Raw genomic sequence first — 18,739 nt, 5'->3', positions numbered from 1 at the left:
ATCGGCGCAAGTTGTTTGACACCCTTGTGAAATTGACGGGATAATCGAGGCTGACGCGATTCTTCAGGGCGGCGATCGCGTCGACATGCTTCTCACCTTGGACTCACCAATAGCCTATGGCCATTCCCCCGCGCCGCCGTTCGCGCTCGCGTTCCACTCGCGCCACCGTTCCGAAGTTCACGCTTCCGAAGTTCACGCTGGCGCCCCGCCGGTTGGAACCCCGTCGCATGCTCGACGCCGCCGCCCCGGCGCTCGCGCTGGAGACGGTGGCCGTTGGCGCCGCGTTCACGCCGTCGAGCGACGAGGCCGCTGCCGCCGCACCGCCGGTCGCCAGCCTCAACGGCAATACAGCGCCGAGCAACATCAACATTCAAACGCCGATCGTGATCAATGAGAACGGCGTCGCCACGCTGTCGCTGACGTTTGTCGATCCCGACGCGAGCGACACGCACACGATCTTCGTCGACTGGAAAGATGGTTCGACGCAAACGTTCAACCTCGCCGCTGGTCAAACGAGTTTCTTGACGACGCATCAGTATCTCGATGACAACCTGCCCGGCCCGGCGACGGAAGATTATGACGTTCTGGTCCGCGTGACCGACTCGGCGGGCGAGTTCAGCGAGGTAACCTCGAAGATCACTGTCAACAACGTTGCGCCATCGAACTTGCAGCTCGCGCCGATCACGCCGGTCAACGAGAATGGCGTCGCGACGCTCAAGCTGACGTTCGACGACCCCGGTTCGAAAGATACACACACCGTGGAGGTGAACTGGGGAGACGGTTCGGCGGTGCAGGTCTATAACGTGCCGACGGGCGATCGCAGCTTCACGGCGACGCATCAATATCTCGACGATAACCCGACGGCGACGCCGTCTGACACGTACACGGTGAGCGTTCGCCTCGTCGACGACGATCTGGGCGTGACGACCGCCACCACGACGGCGACGGTGAACAACGTTGCTCCGAGCAACGTGAAAGTGACGCCGGTGGCGAGTATCCTCGCCGAGGGGGGGCAGGCCTCGCTCAAGCTGACGTTCGACGACCCCGGCTCGCAAGATACCCACCAGGTCGAAATCAACTGGGGCGACGGCAACACGACGGTGACGACCGCCGTTGGCCATTCGCTCAACGTCAATCACACGTACGGCGACAACGCCACCTACGCGATCATCGTCAAGGTGATCGACGACGACGGCGGCGTCGGGGTCGGCTCGGCGGCGGCGCTGGTGAGCAACGTCCCGCCGTCGAACGTGAAGATCGACCCGATCGCTACGATCGACGAAAACGGCGTCGCGGTGCTGAAGCTGACGTTCGACGATCCGGGGACGCTCGATTCGCACACGGTCGACGTCGACTGGGGCGACGGCACGATCGAAACGATCGCCGTGGCGGCTGGTTCGCGCACCCTCACGGCGACGCACCAATATCTCGACGACAACCCGACCGGCACCTCGTCAGACGTTTACGCCGTGAAAGTGACCGTCCGCGACGACGACGGCGGCCAAGCGACCGGCAATGCGACCGTGCAGGTGGTGAACGTTCCCCCCAGCAACGTGAAGGTGACGCCTGTCGCCAATATCGTGAACGAAGGAAGCCAAGTCGCGCTGACGGTGACGTTCGACGACGCCGGCTCGCAAGACACGCACCAAGTCGAGATTAATTGGGGCGATGGGAACACGACGGTCACGAGCGCCGTTGGTCACTCGCTCAACGTCAATCACGCCTACGGCGACAACGGCACGTACGCGATCAATGTCAAGGTGATCGACGATGACGGCGGCGTCGGCTTTGGTTCGGCCGCCGCACTGGTGAATAACGTTCCGCCGTCGAACGTGAAGATCGATCCGATCGCCGCGATCAACGAGAACGGCGTCGCAACGCTGACGCTAACGTTCGACGATCCGGGCACGCTCGATTCGCACACGGTCGACATCGACTGGGGCGATGGCACGATCGAAACCGTCGCCGTGACGGCCGGTTCGCGCACGCTGACCGCAACGCATCAGTATCTCGACGATAACCCGACTGGCACTTCGTCCGACATCTACACAGTGAAGGCGACGGTCCGCGACGATGACGGCGGCCAAGCGGTCGGTAACGCCACGGTGCAAGTCGCCAACGTCCCCCCGTCGAACGTAAAGATCGACCCGATCGCCGCCATCAATGAGAATGGCGTCGCCACGTTGAAACTGACGTTCGACGATCCTGGCTCGCTCGATTCACATACGGTGGACATCGACTGGGGCGACGGCACGGTCGAAACGGTCGTCGTGGCAGCCGGTTCGCGCACGCTGACCGCAACGCATCAGTATCTCGACGATAACCCGACTGCCACTTCGTCCGACATCTACACGGTGAAGGCAACGGTCCGTGACGATGATGGCGGGCAGGCGATTGGCAACGCGACGGTGCAGGTTGCCAACGTTCCGCCGTCGAACGTGAAGATCGACCCGATCGCCGCCATCAACGAGAACGGCGTTGCGACGCTAACGCTGACGTTCGACGATCCGGGCACGCTCGATTCACACACGGTCGACATCGACTGGGGCGACGGCACGGTCGAAACCGTCGCCGTGGCGGCCGGTTCGCGCACGCTCACCGCAACGCACCAATATATCGACGACAACCCCACCGACACCTCGTCCGACGTTTACACGGTCACAGCGACGGTTCGCGACGACGATGGCGGTCAAGCGGTCGGCAATGCAACGGTGCAGGTAAACAACAGTGCCCCCAGCAATGTGCAGGTGACCCCCGTCGCCAACATTGTCGACGAAGGGAGCCAAGTCGCGCTGACGGTGACGTTCGACGACTCCGGTTCACAAGACACGCACCAGGTTGAGATCAACTGGGGCGACGGCAATGTCACGATCGCGAGCGCAACGGGGCACACGCTTAACGCGACCCACGCCTATGGCGATAACGGCACGTACGCGATTACCGTGAAGGTGACCGACGACGACGGCGGCGTTGGCTTCGGTTCGGCGGCGGCACTGGTGAACAATGTTCCGCCGTCGAGCGTGAAGATCGACCCCATCGCCGCGATCAACGAAAACGGCGTCGCAACGCTAACACTCACTTTCGACGATCCTGGTTCGCTCGATACCCACACGGTCGAGATCGATTGGGGCGACGGCACGATCGAAACGGTGGCCGTCGCGGCCGGTTCGCGGACGCTCACCGCGACTCACCAGTATCTCGACGACAACCCGACCGGCACCGCCTCTGACGTTTACGAGGTGAAGGCGACGGTCCGCGACGACGATGGCGGCCAAGCGGTCGGCAACGCAACGGTGCAAGTCAACAACGTCGCCCCGGGAAACGTCGTCGCCGCCCCTGTGGCGAGCATCATTACCGAGGGGAGTCAGGTCAATCTCGGCGTCACGTTCGACGACGTCGGCTCGCAAGATACGCACCAGGTTGAAATCACCTGGGGCGATGGCCACGTGACCGTCGGCACGGCGACGGGCCACGCGTTCTCCGCCAACCATACCTACGCCGACAACGGCGTCTACGCCGTTTATGTGAAGGTGATCGACGACGACGGCGGCGTCGGCGAGGGCTCAGCAGCGGTGCATGTAAACAACGTGGCGCCGACGCTCACGGTTCCTGGCTCGCAGACGGTCAACGAAGGGGGCGTGCTGTCGCTGCCGAACATCGGTCAGTTCACCGACCCCGGCTTCAACAATCCGCTCAACGCCGGCAACGTCCTCAACGGCGGCGAGACCACCGAAGAGTTCACCTACGAAATCAATTGGGGCGACGGTTCCGCGAACAGCACTGGCGCCGCAACGATTGATCAACTCGGCAGCCCCGGCGCGCCAACGGCGGGTTCGTTCGACGGCACGCATGTCTACGCCGATAACGGCGTCTACACCGTCACGGTGACGGTGCGCGACGACGACGGCGGCGTCACGACGTCGACCTTCCAGGTGACGGTGCTGAACGTCGATCCGTCGCTAAAGTTCCAAAATCCCGCGATCGTCGTCAACGAAGGGACGCCGATCACGCTCGGCGGCATCGGCGTCGGCGTGACCGACCCCGGCTTCGACAATGGCGCCCAGGGGACGCAGGAGACATTCCACGATGCGACCGTCGACTGGGGCGATGGCACGGGGCCGCAGTCGCTGACGATCAACAACCGCGTGAGCGGTTCGCCCGGCGTGGCGACGACGGCCGACTTCGTGTCGACGCCGCACGTTTACGCCGACAACGGCACGTACACCGTCACGGTGCGATTCCGCGACGATGACGGCGGCTTCGTTGATCGGACGTTCACAATCACCGTCGAGAACGTCGCCCCCTCGCTCAACCTTACCAACGGCGTCTTCGTCATCGACGAGGGGCAAACGCTTAATCTGCCGAACCTCGGAACCTTCAGCGATCCCGGCTTCAACAATCCGAACAACCCCAATGGCGCTTCGGTCGAGTCGTTCTACTACACGATCGATTGGGGCGATGGGACCACTCCTCAAACGGGCCAATTGCCGGCAAGCGTCACGAACGGTTCGCCGGGAACGCCGACGCTCGGCACACTCGCCTCGTCGCACAAGTACGCCGACAACGACGCCGATAACAAGTACACGATCACCGTGACGTTGTTCGACGACGACGGCGGTTCGGTGACGAAAGAGATCGAAGTGACGGTGCGGAACGTCAATCCGACGCTCAAGCCTATCGTCGCTACCGACGTCAACAACAAGGGCGAGACGACGCTCACGTTGCAGTTCACCGACCCGGGCGCCGACAAGTTTAACGTCCAAGTCGACTGGGGCGACGGGACGATCTCGACCTACCCCGTCGACGTTGCCGGGAATGGGCAGACGCAGGTCTTCATGCACAAGTACAGCGGTCCGCCCGATCCGCTCAACCCGACCGGCGACATCACGCTGACGGTGCAAGTGTTCGACGACGACTTCGATACACCGGGAGTCGTCGCCATTGGCGCGAGCAATATCGAGACGGTCGACATCTCGCAGCCGGGCCTCGGCGCCGAGAAGTTCCGGATCGACACGTCGCCGCAGGTGGCGATTCTCACCTTCCCCGATCGGCAAGTCGTACCGCTGTTGCCGACGGCCGCCGAATCGCGACTCGTCACCATCATTACGACTGACGACGGCGGCGGTGGCGGCGACACCCGCGCCGCAAGCGAACGTTACCTCGAACTGTGCGTGATCAATCCCGACGGCACGACTGGGCAGCGTTTCCGATTGCCGTCGAACGTGCTGAACAACCTGCCGGCGCTCTTCAAGAACCTGCCCGACAATCACTACGTGATCTATCTCGTGCAGTCGGAGACGAATGCGCGACGACTCGTGATCGACGTCTTCGTTCGCAACGGCAAGCTCATCGATCCGGGCGACGACAGTGAAGGCGCCCGCGATCGGCCGCCGACTGAAGAGGCGACCACGCAACCTGCCGAAGAACAACCGGCTGCCGTCCCCATTGGCGACGAAGGCGCCGCGGTCGAGCCGCCCACGCAACTCGAACCGCTCGCCGGCCTTGGCATGCGGCCGCGCTCGTCGACGGCGATCTACCACGGCGCCACGCTCGCCGGCGTGGCGATCGCCCTGTCGGGGGCCGGAAAGAGCTCCTACCACCAGATGGAAGAGGCCATCGCCCGAGCGAAACCGGACCAGTGGAAGCGGCTCCGCTCGGCGCTCACCCGCCCGAAGAAGCCCCGTTAGCCCGCAGAATCGCTCCAACCCAACGGCGGGCGGCCCGTTGCTGGCGAACGGATTGCCACGTCCTGCCGGAATCGGGGCCGCGGCAGCAGTCCCAGTTTGCCCCGTGATTACAATCGAAGCTTGCCCGCGGCCCGGTTCCACCAGCCCGCTTCGACTCGTGTTCGTTGCCAATTAGCCGATGTCTGCCTGCCCCAACTGCCAACGTGAGATGGACGACGCTGCCGTGAAGGCGGGCCGTTGCGCATCGTGCGGCGCGGTGGTGCGGCAACTTCCGCGACGGAACATCTCCGAGACGGGCAAGGCGCCCGAGAGTTCGCAAGCGACGTGGACCGGCGACGCCCCGCGGCCAGACTCGGGCAACATGCAAACCATCGCCGACGTCGGCAAAGTCGGCAAGCCGCCGTCGTCGGGCGCTGGCGAGTGGTTTCTCTCGGAAGAAGAGTCCGACGCGAATCGGCGCAGCAACGAGATGACCATCGAGCTGCCCGCGCCCGGTTCCGGCAGTTCGTCAAGCGAGACGATCGCGTCGCTCGAACTGAGCAGCATGAGCCTTGAGCTCACCGACGATGAACAGTCGAGCCCGAAGACGGTCGCATTCAACGCCGAGCAAACGGTTCAGTTCCTCGGCGGCTCGTCGGCAATCGACGAGAGCTCGCTGACGTCGCATTGGGAAGGGACCGTTGCCGGCGGTTCGTCCGACGCCAATGTGACGATCAAGCAAAAGGAAACGATCAACGGCTCGTTCATCAGCAACTCGTCGCTGATCGTCAAGTCGCGAAACGTGCGGACGAGCGGGGCCACGAGCATGGTGACGATGTCGCCGGCTGACGCCCCCGACTACGAACTGCTAAACGTTATCGGCGAAGGCGGCATGGGCGTCGTCTACGCGGCGCGGCAATCGTCGATTGCGCGGACCGTCGCGCTCAAGATGCTCAAGGGCGAGGATAGCAAGAACGCCGCCCAACGCGAGAAGTTCATTTCCGAAGCGGTCGTCACCGGCGAACTCGACCACCCGAACATCGTCCCGATCTACGACCTCGGCGCCAACAACGACGGGGCCCTCTTTTACTCGATGAAGCGAGTGAAGGGGACGCCGTGGAACAAAGTGATCAAAGAGCGTTCGCTCGACGAGAACCTGACGATTCTGTTGCGAGCCGCCGACGCGGTGGCATTTGCGCATGTGAACGGCGTCATCCATCGCGACCTGAAGCCCGAGAACATCATGCTCGGCGACTTCGGCGAAGTGCTGGTGATGGACTGGGGCCTCGCGCGGGTGAGTCCCGACTTCCCCAACGCGGCGAGCGTTTCGCAATCGGATGCGATGGGCGGGACGCCCGCCTACATGGCGCCTGAAATGGCGACCGGGCCGATCGAGAAAATCACTGCCGCCAGCGACGTGTACTTGCTCGGCGCGATCTTGTTCGAAGCGATCGTCGGCAAGCCGCCCCACAGCGGCAAGACGGTGATGGCGTGCCTTTTCTCGGCCGCGAAGAACCAAATCATCGCCACCGATCGCAACGGCGAGCTGATGGACATCGCCATGAAGGCGATGGCGACCGACCCGGCCGAGCGGCACGCGACCGTGCCGGAGTTCCAGCAGGCTGTTCGCGACTACCAGTCGCACTCGCAAAGCATTCATCTGGTCGAGCATGCGGAGCGGCACCTGAAGGCGGCCGCAGAGCAGCAAGACTACGAGCTATACGCGCGAGCAAACTACGGGCTTGAAGAAGCGCTGGTCTTGTGGATCGGCAACCATCGGGCGGCCGCGCTGCTCGATTCGGCCCGCATCGACTACGCTCGGCTTGCGCTGGCCAAGGGCGACTACGATCTTGGCGTTTCGCTGCTCGACGAACAACGCGAATCGCATCGCGAGACGCTCGTCGAACTGCGCCGCGGCCTCGCGGAGCGGGCATCGCGGCAGAGGCGGATTAAGCTGCTGAAGGGCGCCGTGGCGGCGCTCATTGCAGCGGTCATTGGCATTGTTTCGATCGCCTTCGTCGCAGTTCGTTCGCAACGCGATGAGGCGGTGTCGCAACGAATTCGCGCGGTCGCCGCCGAGGATGAGGCGAAGCAGAACTTCGCGAAGGCCGAGGTGGCACGCGATCGTGCCGAGAAAGAAACTGTCCGTGCGACGAACGCAGAAGGCGAAGCAAAAGAAAACCTCGCCATTGCCGTCGAACAGCGGCAAAAAGCGGAGGCGGCCACCATCGCCGCCGAGAAAGCTCAAGATGCTGAAGAATACGCCGCATACGTCGCCCGTATCGGGCTGACGAAGGCGAAAATCGACGAAGGCGCCTTCGACCGCGCTGCGGAACTGCTTGCTCAGTGCCCGCCGGAACTCCGCGGTTGGGAGTGGGGCCGTCTCGACTATCTTTGCAATCTTGCGGAACGCTCGTGGAAAAACTCGGCGCCGATCGACGCTGCGGCGTTCGCTCCCGATGCGACGCACGTCGCGACCGGCGATTGGGACGGCAAAGCGACCATTTGGAATTTGCAGACTGGCAAGCCAGTGCATGAGCTGCCGCAAGGGGAGTATGTGCACGCCGTCGCCTATGACGGCGCCGGCGCCCGCCTCGCGGCAGGCGGCAGCGACGGCGTCGTCAACGTCTACAGCGTCGCCGACGGCAAGCTCCTTGCCAAACTTGTTGGCCACGAGGACGCGATCCTCAGCGTCCGCTTCTCGCCCGACGACCGCTACCTGCTCACCAGCGGCTACGATCACACGGCGCGGTTGTGGGATCTCGCGACGGGCAAAGAGATGCAAACGCTGCGTGGCCACACGTGGTGGGTGTGGTCGGCCGAGTTCTCGCCCGATGGCAAGCAGATCGTCACCGCGGGGCAAGATGGCAAGGCAATCGTCTGGCAGCGGGACAGCACGGCTGCCAGCGGCGAATACAAACAACGGACCGAGTTCACGCGTCACCGCGGCCCCGTTTACGCGGCCCGCTTCTCGCCTGCTGGCGATCGCATCGCCACGGCTGGGTACGACGGCAAAGTCTTGCTCTGGGATCCAACGGAAGCGCAGGGGATCGACATCGCACGCCGACTCGACGGCTCCGCGGATCCGCCGGCGCACGAAACGGAGTTGCTCGCCCATCGCGGACCGGTCCGCACGCTCGCGTTCGCACCTGACGGCGCAACGCTTGCCAGTGGCGGGCAAGACAACGTGATTGTCGTGTGGGATCTCGCTGCGGCGAAACCGCTGAAGCAACTCCGCGGCCACGCGAGCCATGTCCGCAGCCTCGCCTATTCGGCGGACGGACAGCAGCTTCTCTCCGGCGGTCGCGATGCCCAGATCAAGCTCTGGCGGCCCGCCGCCTATGCGGAGCAACGTCCGCTCGACGGCGGTGACGAAGACTCGCGCTACGCGATCCTCTCGTCGCGCTTCTCGCGAGATGGTTCGGAGATTGTCACGGCGAGCGCCGATCGGAGCGCTTCGGTGTGGAACGCGGCGTCGCTTGGGCGATTGGAGCAACTGGCCGAGGGGCACGACTTCCTCGCGAGTTCGGCCGTGTTCTTCGCCGATGGTTCGCGGCTCGCTACGGGCGCCGGCGACGGTACCGTGCGGTTGTGGGACGTGGCGACCGGCGCCGAGAATCTGCGGCTTGACGATACCGGACGGACGGCGGCGCTCGCGGTGAGCGGCGACGGTTCGCTGATCGCTACCGGCGGCGCGGGCGGTTCCGCAATCGTCTGGGACGCCAACAGCGGCGATAAGCTGGCCACGCTCGATGGCCATCAAGCAGAAGTCACGGCCGTCGCGTTCGCACCCAACGGCCAACTGCTCGCTACCGGTGACGATCAAGGACATGCTCGCTTATGGCGCTTCGATCCCGCCAGCAAAACTTGGCAAGCGGGTGATTGGCTTCGCGGCCATAGCCGCACGATCACGGCGATGACGTTCGCCGACGATGGCGCTAGGCTGATTACCTCCAGCGGCGACAACACCTGCGGCCAGTGGGACGTCGCCACCGGCAAGGAGATTCGCGCCGGCGTGCTGAAGCACCCTGAGTGGGTGACCGACGTCGCGGTCAGCGCCGACGGCAAGCTCGCGCTCACCTCGTGCGACGACGGCAAGCTGCGGCTCTGGTCGCTCGCCGACGCCAAGCTGCTGCAAACGATGGAGTCGCCGACGCCCGAGACGGCGTTTACTTCGATCGACTTGTCGAGCGACGGACAATTGGCTGTCACCGCTTGTTCCGCCGATGGGACGGTGCGACTCTGGAATCTTGCTGATGGGACTGAGCTGACGGTCAGCGACGAGGCATCGGGCAAGCCGCAGCCGTGGCTGAATCTCGGCGATGACGGCGGGCTCGTGTGGGCCGCACGGTTCACGCCCGATGATCGCGGCGTGCTGTCGATCGGCGGTAACGACGCTCGCATCTTCAATCTCGATAGCCGCGAGCTGGAAGTTCGCTTTAGCCCGCATGGCGTCGTGGCGTCGGCCGATCTTTCGCCTGACGGCAAGCGAGTCGTGACCGGCAGTTGGGATCGCTCGGCCAAGATTTGGGATCGCGCCACCGGCAACGTCGTCGCCAAGATCGACGCGCTGCACGATGGCTTCATCAACAGCGTTCGCTACTCGCCCGATGGAACCAAGGTGCTGACGGCGAGCGACGACGGCACCGCGCGGCTCTGGAACGCGGCCGACGGCGCTCCGCTCGAGCCGAAGTTCGGCGATGGCAAGATGCGGTTTCGGCAAGCCGTCTTCTCGCCCGACGGGACGCGCGTGCTCGTCTCGGCCGAGGACAAGACGGGCAGGGTATACGACGCCGCGAGCGGCGAGTTGCTGCTGACGCTCGCCGGACATGAGTGGGCCGTGCGTAGCGGAGATTACTCGGCCGATGGAAAATGGATCATTACCGGCAGCGATGACAATACGGCGATCGTGTGGGACGCGGCCACCGGCGAACAGCGCCAGACGCTGGCCGGCCACACCGGCGCCATCACCAGCGTGGCGCTCACCGCCGACGGCGGGCGGGCGATCACAGGCAGCGAAGACAACGGCGTGAAGCTGTGGGATGCCGCCACCGGCAAAGAGCTGCTCACGCTCGCCGGGCATGGCGAGGAAGTGACTTCGGTGAGCTTCTCGCCGGATGGGAGCCAAGCGCTCACTAGCGGTCGCGACGGGCGGACGCTGCTTTGGCCGACGCTGCCTTGGGGCGGCGAACAGGCTGCGAAGCCCTAGTTGCGCTGCTAGCAATTCTGTGGGAGGGATCTCCGATCCCGAAGCCGCTAGCAAGGTCGCGGTGCTTTGAAGTGGTGAGCGGAATCGGCGTCGGAGACGCCTCCCACAAGATGCGCTCCCCATTTTGAAGGTCTTCTTCATGCTGGCGCTCTCTCTCGTCGCGGCACTCTCGCGACAATCCTCAAGAACTACCCAACCCCTTCCGATACTCCAAGGGGAATCGTCTCGTCGTGCGCCCAACGGCGCCAGCGGGGCGTTCCGCGACTGATCACCTCATCCATTCGCAGCTGCCGCGTGAGCCACGATCCACCAACCACCGGCTACGACTCGCTTGGCGACAGCGCGGGGATCGTGAAGTGGCCTGTGCTGGCACAGCTGCCGTGGGTGGGCGACGAGCCGCTGCCGATCGCAGCCTCGTCGGCGCCGACAGACATCTTGCCATTCGTCGACTCGACGCCGCGGCCTTACGCGCCGCCAGTGCTCGCCGCCGACGACGTGGCGATGGAGTACGCTCCGCTGCCGAAGTTGCGGATCGTCGATCCAAACTTGCCGCAGGGCGAGCCGTACGTCGAAGCCGCCGCGCCGAACCGCCGTCTCCATCCAGCGACGCCGCGCAACGAAGCGGTCGCTGAACCGCCGCACATCGCGCTCCACCGCATGCCGACCGAACCGGCGAGCGACGCGTGGGCGCCCGAGCGGCCGCTCTATGCCACTGAGATGCGTGCCACCGAGATGCCGATGCTCGACCGTCGGCAGCGCCCGGCGAGCGAGCCGGAGCTTCCGACGCTCCGTCCGGCCGCGCCGAAGCAGCATCGCCGCTTCGATCCGCCGCAACCGCGGCGGGCCGAGGAGTTCGCGTTCCAGCATCGCAATGATTCATTTGCCGCTCAGTTCTACGAGTGGCATACGTCGCGAAAGCCGCAGGTCGGGCTGATCGCGGTCAGCGCGTTGCTGCTTGTCGCCGGCGGAATTTGTGTCGCGACGTTCGGTCGTAGCAAGTCGGCGCCGCAGGAGACGATTGCCGACGTTCCGACTCCTGTCATCGAAGCGCGGCCGCTGTCGGTAGCTCCGATCTCAACGGCCGTGCCGTCGGCTTCGACTCCCAACGAAACATTCGCCGCGCCGCTGCCGACGACGCCGGCACTCGATCTTTCGCCAAAGCCGGAGGTCAATGGCGTCGCGCCGGCGCCAGCCGCGGAGGCTCAGCAGCCGGCGACGAACAGCGCCGAAGCGGAAGCCGCGGCCGATCCGATTGCTAAGTACCTGAATTCGCATCCCATCGGGCAAGCGGCGCCGCAAGTTCCGCCAGTTGCCGAAACGCAACCGCACGTGACGGCGAAGATCGTGCAGCCGACGCCTGAAGTGCAATCGCAGCCGGCGGCCGTCGTTCCGCCCGTGGTGACCGCGCCAGTGCAGCCACACGTTTTCGCGCCGATTGCGACGCCGGCTGCCAGCTCACTTTCGCCGTATCCGACGACGCCTTATCCGCCGCTTGATTTCTCGCTCGTGGCTCCGCAACAGAACGGCGCCGCGCCGGCCGTGGCTGGATCGCTTGGTCCGGCGTTCAATCCGCCGCAACCGCCGCGCTAATTGATTCACTGAAGGAGCGCCGCCATGAGCGCCATCGACCAGGCGTTTATTCGCGCCTACGAAATCGACGAACCGGCCATCGCCGCTCCCAGCCGCGCGCCTGCGCCAGCTGCGCCGTTGCCGCGTGTTCCGGAAGCACCGAACAACTACGCCGCCGTCAGCATCGTCGAAGCAGCCGTTGCGCAGCCGCAACGTGTCACTGCGAGTCCTGTTGCTCCGCGTGCACCGTACCAAGCCCCACCTGCTCAATCGCAGCCGCAGCCAGTTTTTGCATCGGTTCCAGTTCCGACATTCGCCGCTCCGTCGGTTGCTGAAGCAGTTGCAGCGGCTCCAGTCGCTGCGCCGCAGCCAAGCGAAACCAACCGCCAGCGTCGGCCGTTGTCGACGTTTGCTCAGTCGACGCCGACCGTTGAAGGCCGCTTCAAGCCGGCGCTTGAGGTTGACTCGTTCCGCTGGCCGGTGGTCGACGAGCAGTTGATGTTTCGTTGTCGACCGCATCTGCAGCCGGCGTTGGCGGCGATACTTGCCGCCGATGACGACGGCCGCAGCCTGATCGGCATCGGCTCGCAAGGAGCAGGCGCTGGCGGCACAACGCTTGTTTGCTGTTTGGCTCGCTTGCTCATCGAGACGGGCAAAACGGTGGCGGTCGTCGACGCGAACTTTCTGAAGCCGGGTCTCGCGAGCCACTTGGGACTTGCCGCGGCCGTCGGCTGGGAAGACGTGCTCGCCGGCAACGTGTCGCTGGCCGAGGGCGTCGTCCACTCATTGAGCGATCGGCTGTCGCTGTTGCCGCTCGCGACCGGCGGCGTCGGCGCGGCGAGCCGGCTTGAATCGATTCATGCTTCCGTTACCGCGGGCGTGTTGCGTTATCATTACGACATTGTCCTGTTCGACCTGGGCGTCGTGAGCGAGCGGCTGCAAGGGCCGATTGCTCGTCGCGTCATTCAGCAGTGCCGGCTCGACGGGGCGCTGGTCGCCTCGGGACGCGGCGCCGCTCAGCCCCAGCAGCTACTTCAGTCCGCGCCTGAACTGGCGACGATTTGCCTCGGCGTCGTCGAGAATCAACTCCGCGCCGCCTAAGACCACCGCGAGCCGACATGTACCTCGATTACTGGCAACTCGACGCGAAGCCGTTTGAACCTGGCTGCGATTCGCAAACGTTTTATCGCGGAGCCGCGTTCCAGTCGGCGATCAACAAGCTCCGTTACGCGATCGAAAATGGACGCGCGGCGGGCCTGGTCGCCGGCGCTGCCGGCGTCGGCAAGACGTTACTCGTTGAAACATTGCGGCAACAGCTGAGCGAACAGTTCCAGCCGTTCGTGCGGGTCGTGTTTCCGCAGATGACGGAGCGTGACCTCTTGGTGTATCTCGCGGAGCAGTTCGGCGCGCCGCCGGCCGATCCGCCGCGGTACACGATCGAGGAAAGCCTGCGGCGATTGGAATACATTCTCGCCGACAACGTGGCGCGGAAGCGGCATGCGGTCGTCGTGATCGACGAAGCGCACCTGCTGGAAGACAGCGGCCTGCTCGAGCCGTTGCGGTTGCTCCTGAATCTTGGACCGATTGGCGCTCCTCCGTTCACGTTGTTGTTCGTCGGGCAGCCGACGCTCGGGCCGATGATTCAGCGGCACGGCGCGCTCGACGAGCGGATGGATATCAAGGTGTTGCTGCCGGCGATGTCGGCGAGCGAAACCGCCGATTATGTGACGCATCGCCTCGAAGCGGCCGGCGCCACCCGCGAAATCTTCGCGGCCGATGCGCTGAAGACGGTGCATCAGCTCACCGGCGGCGTGCCGCGGCGGATCAACCGGCTGTGCGATTTGGCGCTGCTTGTCGGGTTCGCCAACGGGCAGCACACGATCGATGCGGAGTCGCTGCATGCGATTCATGGCGAGTTGGTGACGGTGCCGATGGCGGCTTGATTTGGCTGACGGTCGTTCTCTTTTCGTTGGTCGCTTGAGGGCGACGCTGTGCCTGGGTCGCTCCGGCGGGTCGTTGACCCGCGGCTGGTGCTTTTTGTCGCTGTTCGCGTTTTTGGCGACACAATTCGTAAGTTGTCGCGTGGCAAGGCGTTAGGCGCGCGTCGTGGGCGACAGATCTCGCGACATATTGTTGATGGCCCTACGTGACGGTGAAGTCCGCGCAACGTAATGCGTTGACCGTTGTGTGACGGCGCTAGGCGGTAAGTGCAACCTAGCAAATGCATGGCTCGAAGTCTCGCGCGATTTTCTGCCACCCTGGTGACGGTGAGTGCATAGCGTGTATCGCTGTTCCTCGCCGCGTTTTGGACCCGGGCTCTGCTCGGGGGGCGTTGCGACTCGCGACGTTTAGCGGGATGGAAAGCGACCCCCGGGCGGAGCCCGGGGCTAGGGGGTAGACTGGTGCCATGTCCTCTGAACAGCTTCGCCAACTTGCTCGCCAGCTGCTTGCCGGCGAATGTGATCTGGAACAGTTCGTGTCGCTTGCGGCCATCGAAGCGCAGGCGTCGGCTGCTGCCGAGGCGGCGACCGTCGACGTCGATCGGGCGGCGCGGTGCGGGTTTCCCGAAGTGATTTATGGCGAGGGGAAGTCGGCTGCAGTGATTGCGGCGATTGCTCGGCAGTTGCTGGAGCGCGAGCAGTCGGTGCTGGCGACGCGGGTCGATGCGGCGAAGGCGGCCGAGTTGCAATTGGCGTTCGCCGGGCTGCGATACAACGAGACGGCTCGCACGGTGCGCATCGATTCGCCGATGGCTAAGCCTGCGGGCTCGCGCGGGAGCGTGGCGGTGATTTCGGCCGGGACGACTGATCTGCCGGTGGCAGAGGAAGCGCGCGAGACGCTCGACTGGATGGGGGTCGAGACGCGGTTGATTCAAGACGTGGGCGTGGCCGGGCCGCATCGGTTGCCGGCGCGGCTGGCGGAGTTTGTCAGCTGCGATGCGATCGTCGTCGTCGCCGGGATGGAGGGGGCGCTGCCGAGCGTCGTCGGCGGGCATGTGGCTTGTCCAATTTTCGCCGTGCCGACGAGCGTGGGGTATGGCGCCAACTTCGGCGGCGTCGCGGCGCTGCTGTCGATGCTCAATAGCTGCGCGGCAAACGTCGCGGTGGTGAACATTGATGCGGGGTTCAAGGCCGGGTACCTGGCCGGGATTGTGGCGACGCGGGCTACTAAATCATGAGGTCCCTCCCCTTGAGGGGGAGGGTTAGGGAGGGGTGAATGAAGCTGGTACCAGCGATCTACCCCCTCCCCAGCCCTCCCCTCAAGGGGGAGGGGGCCAGAACATTCATCATGGCCAAGCCGGCTGCCGGCAGCGTAAGAGGATACTTGCATGAACGACGTCACGAGCGAGCCGTTGCCGATTTTGCCGCCGCGGGAGCGGGATGCTCACAAGGGCGATTTTGGTCGGCTGATCATTGTCGGCGGGTCGCGCGGGATGGCGGGGGCACCGGCGATGGCGGGGCTCGCGGCGCTGCGAAGCGGCGCGGGTCTCCTCTCGATCGCGACGCCCGTGTCGACGCAACCGCTGGTGGCGGGGTTTAGTCCTTGCTTCATGACGATCCCGCTGGTGGAAGACGACTACGGGCTGCTCGACTATGCGAACGTCGTCGACATGCTGGCGGCCCGCGAGCATTTTGACGTGTGGGCGTTGGGCCCCGGGCTCGGGCAGAGCGAAGGGGTGACGGAGCTCGTCGCGCAGCTTTATCGCGACGTGCCGCGGCCGATGGTGGTCGACGCCGATGCGCTCAATGCGATGTCGCACGCACTGCAGCGGAATCCGCAGGCGCTGGCGAAGCCGGCGGGGCCGCGGGTGTTGACGCCGCATCCTGGCGAGTTCGCGCGGCTGACCGGCGTGGCGCCGGGGGGCTCACTTGCCGAGCGGGCGCAGGCAGTCGGCGAGTTGTGTCGCCGTGATCCGAGCGGGCAGACGGTCGTGATTCTGAAGGGCCACCAGTCGCTGGTGGGCGATGGTAATCGCTACGCGGTCAACGGAACGGGCAATCCCGGCATGGCGACCGGCGGTTCGGGCGATTGCCTCACGGGCGTGATTGCGGGGCTGCTCGGCCAGAAGTTGAGCGCGTGGGATGCGGCGCGGTTGGGGATGCACCTGCACGGGTTGGCGGGGGATTTGGCGGCGAAGGAGTTGGGGGAGGTTTCTCTCATAGCGAGTGATTTGGTGGGGTACCTGCCAGCGGCGTTTCAGGCTCGTTGAAATTGAGAAATTCGTAACCGCGAATTACGCGAATCTTCGCGAATGAAGAATGAGCTGAAAATAAGATGATATTGGGATAAATCGTCGCGTCAGGCGACTCATACCAACATGCCCTCTGAGGTTCCCTCCCCTTGAGGGGGAGGGTTAGGGAGGGGTGATGGCGGCGGGTACCAGAGTTCCACCCCCTCCCCAGCCCTCCCCTCAAGGGGGAGGGAGCCAGAACATTCATTATCGCGAAGCCGGCACTTGAAAAGCTCCATCGCTGACGGGGCAGTTAGACGCGACGGTGTCGACCGGGATGGAGACTCACCCCCGGGCGGAGCCCGGGGCTAGGGAGAACGGGCTCATTCCGACTTGTTCGCGCTGCTCGCGGGCGCTTTCTTGCGAGCGGTTGTCCCCGCTCCATTCGCTGCGGCCGGCGGCGCGGTGATTTCGGCGGTAATTGATTGGCCGGCCCACTGCACCGTTAGCTTTGCGGTGAAGATTTCTTCGAATAGCTCCGCGCGACGACGGCAGGCCCAGACGTCGACTTCGGGGTATTCGTTGGCGCTGACCGTGAGGACAACTTGGCCGGGGGCGCCGTCGACTTTCACTTCGCGGATCGTTTGGTTGTGGCTGCGGTCGAGGCCGCCGGCGACGCGGAGGATCGCGGCGAGCTGACGGACGCGGAGGCGATCGGGCTCAGTCAGCTCACTGAAGTTTTCGTGCTTCTTCTTCGGCGGCGAGCCGCGGTGGTAGCGGGCGACGTTAGCGATGATCTCCAATTCTTCCGGCCGGAAGCCTTCGAGGCGGCTGTGGAGGATGAGATGGTACGAATGCTTGTGGTGGCCTTCGTAGTTGATCAGGTAGCCGACGTCTTGCAGGCGGGCGGCGACTTCGAGCAGTCGGCGATCGCCGGGCGGGAGTTCGTAGAGTTGCGCGAGCCCGGCGAAGATTTCGCCGGCGAGCTTTGCGACGTGCCGCGAGTGAATCATGTTCACGCCGCACGCTTCGGCGAACCGATCGATTTGTTCGTCGTGGCTCGGCGCCGAGGCGGCGCTGGTGCCTTGCATCTGATCGATCATCGTCAGCAGCAGGCCGTCGCGGACGCCGTAGGCGTGGACTTGCAGCGTGTTGACGCGGAAGCGGCGCATCAGGGCGTCGATCACCGCGAGGCCGGGGATGATGATGTCGGTGCGATCGGCGTTGAGACCGGGGGTAGCTTTGCGTTCCTCCGGCTTCATCTTGCGGAGGCGGTCGATGAGGTGGCAGACGTCGGCCCGCGAGGCGCGATAGCCGGCGGCCGGCAGTCGCGAGAGGCCGCGGCTGGCCATCAGCATGCTGGCGAGGCTGGTGAAGGTGCCGCCGGAACCGATCAGCAAGTGAAGCGGGGCGGCGGGCTTTTCGGTCGTCTGGCGAAGCTCGCGATCGATCCAGCGTTTGAGCGGCAGGAACTGTTCGTCAGTCGTGAGTTCGCCGCCATACTTTTCGGCGAGGCGCACGGCGCCGAGCTGGGTGGCGTAGACCGCTTCGACGAGTTCGCCGTTGGCGAGGACGATTTCGGTGCTGCCGCCGCCGATGTCGGCGAGGACGGTGTTTTTGCCGGCGAGATCGAAGCGACGACGGACGCTCTCGAAGGCGAGGTGGGCCTCCATGTCGGCGTCGATGATTTCGATTTCGAGGCCGAGTTCTTCCTGCATGCGGCGGCAGAATTCGGCGCCGTTGGTCGCTTCGCGGACGGCGCAAGTGGCGATCGAGCGGAAACTTTCGACGCCAAAGCCGGTGACGATCGACTTGAAGCGGCGGAGCGCTGTCAGTGAATCTTCGATCGATTTGGCGTCGAGATCGCCGTGGGCGGCGAGCGAACGGCCGAGGCGGGTGGTTTCGCGTTCTTCGTCGAGAATGCGATAGCGGCCGCCGGCTTGGGCCTCGGCGACGACGAGGCGGATGCTGTTGCTCCCGATGTCGATCGCCGCGAGGCGCGGGACGACGTCGGGGGCCAGATACGTTTGTTGCTCACTCATGCGCTAGCGCGGGCTCGGTGGACATTCCGTTGCAGCCGATCGCTCGGCCTGCCGCTAGCTCCATTGTACGTTCGCGGCAGAG

The 18,739-nt window shown here is 64.7% G+C and carries 8 protein-coding genes; 7 read left to right on the top strand and 1 reads right to left on the bottom strand.

Features of this window, described 5'->3' with window-relative positions:
- Nucleotides 1-116 precede the first annotated feature (116 nt).
- From PLANPX_RS24350 to PLANPX_RS24320, 7 genes are all read left to right on the top strand, one after another.
- Nucleotides 117-5,687, top strand: a complete 5,571-nt coding sequence (locus tag PLANPX_RS24350) for a beta strand repeat-containing protein (RefSeq protein ID WP_152101233.1) — start codon at nt 117-119, stop codon at nt 5,685-5,687.
- Nucleotides 5,688-5,895: 208 nt separating this feature from the next.
- Entirely contained in the window at nt 5,896-10,875 is a 4,980-nt protein-coding gene (locus PLANPX_RS24345) for a protein kinase domain-containing protein (RefSeq protein ID WP_232536234.1), read from the top strand.
- Between the two features lie 294 nt (nt 10,876-11,169).
- Nucleotides 11,170-12,465, top strand: a complete 1,296-nt coding sequence (locus PLANPX_RS24340; RefSeq protein WP_152101231.1) for a hypothetical protein — start codon at nt 11,170-11,172, stop codon at nt 12,463-12,465.
- 24 nt (nt 12,466-12,489) lie between these two features.
- On the top strand, nt 12,490-13,545 hold the full coding sequence (locus PLANPX_RS24335) for a tyrosine-protein kinase family protein (protein WP_152101230.1): 1,056 nt from the start codon (nt 12,490-12,492) through the stop codon (nt 13,543-13,545).
- A 17-nt stretch (nt 13,546-13,562) separates the two neighbouring features.
- Complete coding sequence (locus tag PLANPX_RS24330) at nt 13,563-14,387, top strand: ExeA family protein (RefSeq protein ID WP_152101229.1); 825 nt, start codon at nt 13,563-13,565, stop codon at nt 14,385-14,387.
- Nucleotides 14,388-14,851: 464 nt separating this feature from the next.
- The gene (gene larB, locus PLANPX_RS24325) at nt 14,852-15,622 is read left to right on the top strand and encodes a nickel pincer cofactor biosynthesis protein LarB (RefSeq protein WP_152101228.1); all 771 of its coding nucleotides are present in this window, start codon (nt 14,852-14,854) and stop codon (nt 15,620-15,622) included.
- A gap of 150 nt (nt 15,623-15,772) precedes the next feature.
- Nucleotides 15,773-16,654 carry an NAD(P)H-hydrate dehydratase gene (locus PLANPX_RS24320; RefSeq protein ID WP_152101227.1) on the top strand — a complete coding sequence of 294 codons (882 nt, stop codon included), beginning with the start codon at nt 15,773-15,775 and terminating at the stop codon, nt 16,652-16,654.
- A 344-nt stretch (nt 16,655-16,998) separates the two neighbouring features.
- Here the strand turns inward: PLANPX_RS24320 and PLANPX_RS24315 are convergent, their stop codons facing one another.
- Nucleotides 16,999-18,657, bottom strand: a complete 1,659-nt coding sequence (locus tag PLANPX_RS24315; protein WP_152101226.1) for a Ppx/GppA phosphatase family protein — start codon at nt 18,655-18,657, stop codon at nt 16,999-17,001.
- Nucleotides 18,658-18,739: the final 82 nt, after the last annotated feature.

Source organism: Lacipirellula parvula (assembly GCF_009177095.1).
In the GTDB taxonomy this organism is placed as follows: Bacteria; Planctomycetota; Planctomycetia; order Pirellulales; family Lacipirellulaceae; genus Lacipirellula; species Lacipirellula parvula.
Note: the sequence above shows the minus strand (reverse complement) of the source record. Positions and strands in the feature narration are given on the sequence as shown.

Excerpts from the sequence above, each read along its gene's own strand:
- PLANPX_RS24350 (WP_152101233.1), top strand. The coding sequence starts at position 117 with ATGGCCATTCCCCCGCGCCGCCGTTCGCGCTCGCGTTCCACTCGCGCC.
- PLANPX_RS24345 (WP_232536234.1), top strand. The coding sequence starts at position 5,896 with ATGGACGACGCTGCCGTGAAGGCGGGCCGTTGCGCATCGTGCGGCGCG.
- PLANPX_RS24335 (WP_152101230.1), top strand. The coding sequence starts at position 12,490 with ATGAGCGCCATCGACCAGGCGTTTATTCGCGCCTACGAAATCGACGAA.
- PLANPX_RS24330 (WP_152101229.1), top strand. The coding sequence starts at position 13,563 with ATGTACCTCGATTACTGGCAACTCGACGCGAAGCCGTTTGAACCTGGC.
- larB (WP_152101228.1), top strand. The coding sequence starts at position 14,852 with ATGTCCTCTGAACAGCTTCGCCAACTTGCTCGCCAGCTGCTTGCCGGC.
- PLANPX_RS24320 (WP_152101227.1), top strand. The coding sequence starts at position 15,773 with ATGAACGACGTCACGAGCGAGCCGTTGCCGATTTTGCCGCCGCGGGAG.
- PLANPX_RS24315 (WP_152101226.1), bottom strand. The coding sequence starts at position 18,657 with ATGAGTGAGCAACAAACGTATCTGGCCCCCGACGTCGTCCCGCGCCTC.